Genomic DNA, 6,869 nt, shown 5'->3' with positions numbered 1-6,869 from the left:
GTACTTTTGTGTATGTTTTTTTATTTTTTGAATCAATTCCAATTCTTCCATATTTAGCTGATTTAAATAATTTGCCCTTTCAAAAAACATAATTGATCTGCCTCCAAAAAAAGCATATGGCTTAACATTTGCAAATCTGTACTTTTTATTCAACCACAAATAACGAAGATTTGTTATGATAAGTAGTAGCTTGTGAGGTGAATTAAATGAATTTCCATTATCCGAACGGCAAGAAGTTTCTACCCGTTAAAAAAGAAACGATGCGCACCAAAATAGAAAAAAAATGGTCCTATAGCAACCGTGGTATGACTTTGGAGGAAGATATAAATGAAACGAATGAGTATTATTTAGCGAATGGAATTGCCTCCATTCATAAAAAGCCTACACCTGTGCAAATTGTTCATGTGGATTACCCGAAAAGAAGTGCGGCGGTCATAAAAGAAGCGTATTTCAAACAGGCTTCAACAACAGATTACAACGGTGTTTACAAAGGCAGGTATATTGATTTTGAGGCAAAGGAAACTCAGAATCACTCTTCCTTTCCATTAAAAAATTTCCATGACCATCAAATTTTGCATATGGAAACGATTCTGAAGCAAAAAGGGATCTGCTTTGTTTTATTAAGGTTTTCTGCAACAGAGGACATCTATCTGCTTGAGGCTCATCATCTACTTATGTTTTGGAAAAGGATGAAGGATGGCGGCAGAAAATCGATTACTATAGAGGAAATTGAAACTTTTGGCCACCAAATCCCACTAGGATATAACCCTAGAATTGACTATATTAAAAAAATCGATTATCTTTATAGCCTCGGATAAATATCTCAATCTACCTTCTACTCATCAGAAAGGATGAACATATATGGCAGAAAAATATCAATCGAGAGAGGAGCGCCGTAAACAGCAAGCTTCCAAGCCAAAAAACAAAGGAAAGAAACCGGCACAGAGCCTATTTAAACGTATCTTTCTTACACTAATTGCACTTGGAATTGTTGGAATGCTTGTTGGAGCTGGAACCTTTGCTTTTATGGTAAAGGACGCACCTAAACTTGATGAAAAACAATTAAGGGATCCAATCCCTTCGAAATTATTAGATAAAGACAATAATCTTATTACGGAAATTGGCTCTGAACGCCGAGAATATGTTGAATATGAGGATATTCCTAAATTAGTGGAAGAGGCCTTTCTTGCAACAGAGGATGTGCGGTTCTACAAGCACCATGGAATGGACTTAAAGCGTTTAGCTGGAGCAGTGCTTGCAAACGTTACCCGCGGGTTTGGTTCAGAAGGGGCAAGTACCATTACCCAGCAGGTAGTGAAAAATTCCTTTCTTAATAATAATAAAACAATAAGCAGAAAAGCCCAGGAAGCATGGTTGGCCTTTCAGCTAGAGCGTAAATATACGAAGCAAGAAATATTCGAGATGTATGTAAATAAAATCTGGATGGAAAATCGCAGTCATGGGGTTTTAACAGCTTCCCAAGTTTACTTTGGAAAGAATCTTGATGAGCTAACACTTCCTGAAGCTGCATTGCTTGCGGGCATTCCGCAAAGCCCTGCAAACTATAATCCTTTTAAACATCCAGATCGGGCAGAAAAAAGACGAAATATAGTCCTTTCCTTAATGCATCAGCATGGCTTTATTTCAAAAGAGAAAATGGAAGAAGCAAAGGCAGTTTCTGTAGAATCCTCACTCGTTCCTGAGGAAAATAGAAAGCAGAACGATTCTCCTTATGATTCCTTTGTAGATATCGTCATTGATGAGGTTCAGAAAAAGTATCCTGATCTAGATATTTCTTCCGACGGCTTGACGATTTATACAACATTAGACACGAATGCCCAGGATTATATGGAAAAAATGTTAAATACAAATGAAATTATTAATTTCCCAGACGAGGACTTCCAAGCCGGCATTACTTTGCTTGATACTAAAACGGGGGAAATTCGAGCTATTGGCGGCGGAAGAAATCTTAAAGTAAAGCGCGGGTTTAATTTTGCCCAAGATACGATGAGACATGCCGGATCCACATTTAAGCCAATTATTGATTATGGCCCTGCCATTGAATATTTAAAATGGGGCACCTTCTATACTCTTGACGATAAGCCCTATACTTATTCAAATGGGACGAAAATTAATAACTGGGACCGAAAGCATATGGGCCCTATGTCGATGAGAGAAGCTTTAGCTCGTTCAAGAAATATTCCAGCCCTGCAAACATTACAGGAGGTTGGACTTGATAATGCAAAACAATTTGCAAATAACCTAGGATTTAATATTAAGGATGTTTTTGAATCGTTTTCGATCGGTGCTTACGAGGTTTCACCGATGCAAATGGCTGGCGCATACAGTGCATTCGGCAATAACGGGATTTATACGGAACCTCATTCCATCACAGCCATTGAAATGCGTGATGGTTCAAAGATCGATGTCACTCCTGATTCAAAGCCAGTTATGAAGGATTACACAGCTTTTATGATTAACGATATGCTTAAAAGTGTATTGAAAGATTCATATGGAACAGGTAAATTAGCTAATATTTCAAACCTTCATGTTGCAGGTAAAACGGGTACAACTAATTACACGGCACAAGAAATAAAGGATTGGGATATTCAAAATGGAGGCATTCCAGATGCATGGTTTGCCGGATATACGACCAACTATACAGCTGCTGTATGGACTGGTTATAAGGAAAAGAAAAACTCTATCGCTCCTAAGGACCAAAAGCTCGCTATGCTTCTTTTCAAAAATTTAATGGCGCATGTTTCTCAAGGAGTCGAAACACCTGACTTCCCTGTTCCAAACAGTGTTGAAAAGATTGCGATAGAAAAAGGCTCAATCCCAGCAAAACTTGCTAGTGAATTTACGCCTAAAGATCAAATCATTTATGAGTATGCGGTTAAAGGAAATGCACCAACAGAGGTATCCGAGAAATTCGATAAGCTTGATTCTCCTTCAAACCTAAATGCATCATATGATGTAAATACGAATGAAATACTCTTAACGTGGGATTATCCAGAAGGGGTAGAGAACGTTCAATTTGAAGTTTCAGCGGCATTAGACGATGGTGCAGACCAGCTACTACAGGTGATAGCTGAAAAAGGAATTAAAGTTGCAAATCCGGTTCCAGGCGGCATATATCAGTTCAAGGTTACAGCAATCCGTGATGATCAAAAGAGTGAACCAGCAGTTCAAACAGTTCAAGTTCCTTTGCCGGAAATGGACGATGGATATGGTGATGGTCAGGACGGCGAGGATGGTATCCCTGATGATGATGGAAACGGAAATGACAATGGGAATGGGCAAGGAAACGGAAACGGTAATGGTAATGGTAATGGTAATGGACAGGGTGATGGTGATGGCGATGGTGGTGACGGTGATCAAACTGACACCAATCCGATCATCCCTCCAATTGTAAATCCACCTGGCAGCAGTGGATAATAAAGAAAAAAAGCGTCTTAAGCTTATGGCTTAGACGCTTTTTTCATTATCTGTTGTTTGACATATTGTTTATTCATTTCACCTATTAGCTCTGCTAATTGAATATAAGAGTGATATAAGGATGGTTTCTTCATAATAAATTCTAGTCGCTCTGATAAATTGACAGGCTTAATGGCTAATTTATTTAAGTCCAAATTTGAAAGAACAACCGGAAGTCCATTTCCCCAATAAACCAATTCGATTAAGAGGCTAATCCCTTTTTTCATAGGTGCCAGTACATGAATCATCTCCCGTTTAGCAAAAAGTGTTTCTAATAATTCTTTTACTTTTTGCCATTCCTCAATTAGAACTGGTATGCTTTTTTCTTGAATTTCCCATGGTTTTACTGCTTGTACTCCTGAAAAAAAAGCCGTCTCATAAAGAAATGGCCTTAGTGCATACAAATTTTTCATTTCTTCCACATCGAAGGTAATTTCCTCATTCTCTTCAAAGAAAAATGGATGTACTAATTCTATAGGAACGGAAAGGGGCTTGTTATTACTCATTCCCCTTTCTTCCCCTTCATTCTTTTTTTCCCTTCTCTGCATATTTCCAGTAGCGGGCAGCTCTCACATTGAGGATTTTGTGCTTTACAGTGATATCTCCCAAAGAAAATCATCCGATGATGCGTAACAGACCATTTGTCCATTGGCACCTTTTTCATCAATGTTTTCTCTACCTCTAAAACGGAATCTTTCCACCTGCAAATAGCTAATCTCTTACTAACTCGTTCAACATGGGTGTCAACAGCGATAGCTGGAACACCATATGCAACGGAGACTACTACATTAGCTGTTTTCCTGCCGACTCCCGGAAGCTTCGTCAGTTCATCCCGATCATGCGGCACTACTCCATTGTAATCATCTAATAGCATTCTGCACAGTTTTTGAATATTTTTACCCTTGTTTCGATAAAGCCCAATAGATCTAATATCCTCTTGCAGCTCCTCCAAAGGTACATTTAAATAATCCTCGGGAGTTTTATATTTTTGAAATAAATTCTTTGTTACTTTATTGACAAGCACATCCGTGCATTGTGCAGATAAAGCAACTGCAATGACAAGTTCAAATGGGTTGGAGTGGTTAAGTTCACAGTGTGCATCCGGAAACATTTCCCCCATCTCATCAAGGCAAAATCTTATTTGACTATTGTTCAACAACTTCCTCACCACTTTATTTATTCTACAATTATTGCTCTAGCCAATTATAAAAAGGTATGGTTTTTCCAGGTTGTTCAGAAGCTTCGTTAGCCTTAACTCTTTGCTGCTGGTTTTGTCTGAACTTTTTTCCGTAGCTCTTCGCTTGTTCAATTGTTTTTATTCCATTCTTTTTCCATTCGAATAAAATTCTATCGATATAACGGAAATTTAATTTCCCCGAAATAACCGCTTCTCGAAGAGCCGCTTTTATAATATGTGGATCATGGCGGTCATCATCCATCCACAATGCAAGTGTTTCACATTCAAATGGAGATAAAGGCCTTCCAAATTCTTGTTCAAAGCAAGTATATAAATCAGTCTCACTTTGCTGATTTATCTTTGCCGTTTCTTGCTTTTCCTTAAATAGAAAATAATCTATCAGCTTTTCCCATAAAGGTTCAATATTATATTGTTCGTAGCGAATTCCATCAGAAGAGTAGCTATCTTTAATTTCGATATACCCTTTCTGGATTAATTTTCTAAGGATCGATGTACATTCTGAAACGGAGATCGTCATGCTTGAAGACAATTCAACTGGAGTGGGAAATGCATTCCCTCTTTCAATAAAGGAAGTAACATGCAATATAAGCACTAGTTCATGCTCATTTAAATTCATCTCTTTATAATGAGTTAATAAAACCCCAGGTATCGTAATATTTCCTTCCTGGAGCCACTTTAATATACTTGTTTTGGACATTCCTGACACCTCCATATCAGTATATCATGAACAAAGTCTTTGTAGTAAGGAGAATAACAGGTAACTATTCCTTTCTTACTACTCTGAAAAAATTAGAGGAATCGCCAACAGGACGATTCCTCTAATTTTGCTCAAATTATGAAGAGCTGCTGCTTATGGATATAGTCGATTTAATAAACGCGGGAATGGAATCGTCTCACGCACATGCTCCACTCCGCTAATCCAAGCTACAGTTCTTTCTAGTCCAAGTCCAAACCCTGAGTGAGGAACTGAACCATATTCACGGAGTTCTAAATACCATTTATAAGTATCCATATCTAAATTATTCTCTTCAAGACGTTGCTTCATTAGATCATAATCATGAATCCGCTCTGAGCCGCCAATAATTTCCCCATATCCTTCCGGCGCAATTAAGTCCGCACACAGAACAACTTCTTCCCTGTTCGGATCTGGCTGCATGTAAAATGCCTTTAATGACGTTGGGTAATGAGTAATGAAAACCGGTTTGTCATAGCCTTCTGCAATCGCTGTTTCGTGAGGGGCACCGAGGTCATCTCCCCACTGGACATCGTCAAAGCCCTTTTCATGTAAAAACTTAATCGCTTCATCATAAGTAATGCGCGGGAATGGTGCCTTAATATTCTCAAGTTTAGACGTATCTCGGCCTAGAGTTTTTAATTCTAATTCACAATTTTTTAGGACAGATTGAACAATATATGACACGTAGTCCTCTTGCACCTTTAAGCTATCTTCATGTTCATAGAAAGCCATCTCTGGCTCAATCATCCAGAACTCAATTAAATGGCGGCGTGTTTTGGACTTTTCTGCACGGAAAGTTGGACCGAAAGAGAATACCTTTCCAAGTGCCATTGCCGCTGCTTCTAAATGTAATTGTCCGCTTTGTGATAAATAGGCATCTTCATCGAAGTATTTCGTAGCAAATAATTCTGATCCGCCTTCAGCCGAGCTTCCCGTTAAAATTGGAGGATCGACTTTTACGTACCCTTCATTATTAAAAAATTCATATGTTGAGCGAATAATTTCATTTCTAATTTTCATAACCGCATGCTGACGGCGGGAGCGAAGCCATAAATGACGATGATCCATTAGAAATTCAGTTCCATGCTCTTTCGGAGTAATTGGATAATCAACTGCTGCCTGAATCACTTCTAATCCTGTTACAAGCATCTCATATCCAAATGGTGAACGCTCATCCTTTTGAATTTTTCCAGTTATGTAAATAGAAGATTCTTGAGTAACAGACTTTGCCGCTTGAAAAACTTCTTCTGGAACATCCGTTTTCACGACAACGCCTTGAATGAATCCTGTTCCATCGCGAAGCTGAAGGAATGCAATTTTTCCGCTTGAACGTTTATTTGCGATCCAAGCGCCTATTTTCACTTCTTGATCAACATATTTGTATACTTCAGATATCGTTGTTTTTATCAATTATATTCCCTCCAAAAACTTGCAAATCACTTTTACATCCTATATATT

Annotated in this window: 6 protein-coding genes; 2 read left to right on the top strand and 4 right to left on the bottom strand. The window is 38.3% G+C overall.

All coding sequences use genetic code 11. The features are described from left to right. Nucleotides 1-206 precede the first annotated feature (206 nt). Both recU and V7164_RS12795 read left to right on the top strand, forming a co-directional pair. The gene (gene recU / locus V7164_RS12800; RefSeq protein WP_335348104.1) at nucleotides 207-818 is read left to right on the top strand and encodes a Holliday junction resolvase RecU; all 612 of its coding nucleotides are present in this window, start codon (nucleotides 207-209) and stop codon (nucleotides 816-818) included. Nucleotides 819-861: 43 nt separating this feature from the next. Further along, nucleotides 862-3,438 (top strand): PBP1A family penicillin-binding protein, encoded by a 2,577-nt coding sequence (locus V7164_RS12795; protein WP_335348105.1) that lies wholly within the window; start codon nucleotides 862-864, stop codon nucleotides 3,436-3,438. Nucleotides 3,439-3,461: 23 nt separating this feature from the next. Here V7164_RS12795 and V7164_RS12790 read toward each other — a convergent pair whose 3' ends face one another. From V7164_RS12790 to asnS, 4 genes are all read right to left on the bottom strand, one after another. Then, the gene (locus tag V7164_RS12790) at nucleotides 3,462-3,983 is read right to left on the bottom strand and encodes a YpoC family protein (protein WP_335348106.1); all 522 of its coding nucleotides are present in this window, start codon (nucleotides 3,981-3,983) and stop codon (nucleotides 3,462-3,464) included. After that, the gene (gene nth / locus V7164_RS12785; RefSeq protein WP_335354264.1) at nucleotides 3,980-4,636 is read right to left on the bottom strand and encodes an endonuclease III; all 657 of its coding nucleotides are present in this window, start codon (nucleotides 4,634-4,636) and stop codon (nucleotides 3,980-3,982) included. The genes V7164_RS12790 and nth overlap by 4 nt, the downstream gene beginning before the upstream one ends. 28 nt (nucleotides 4,637-4,664) lie before the next feature. Continuing rightward, on the bottom strand, nucleotides 4,665-5,372 hold the full coding sequence (locus V7164_RS12780) for a DnaD domain-containing protein (RefSeq protein ID WP_335348108.1): 708 nt from the start codon (nucleotides 5,370-5,372) through the stop codon (nucleotides 4,665-4,667). Nucleotides 5,373-5,525: 153 nt separating this feature from the next. Beyond that, complete coding sequence (gene asnS / locus V7164_RS12775) at nucleotides 5,526-6,818, bottom strand: asparagine--tRNA ligase (RefSeq protein ID WP_335354265.1); 1,293 nt, start codon at nucleotides 6,816-6,818, stop codon at nucleotides 5,526-5,528. Nucleotides 6,819-6,869: the final 51 nt, after the last annotated feature.

This window comes from Bacillus sp. JJ1474, from assembly GCF_036965225.1.
In the GTDB taxonomy this organism is placed as follows: domain Bacteria; phylum Bacillota; class Bacilli; order Bacillales; family Cytobacillaceae; genus Cytobacillus.
Note: the sequence above shows the minus strand (reverse complement) of the source record. Positions and strands in the feature narration are given on the sequence as shown.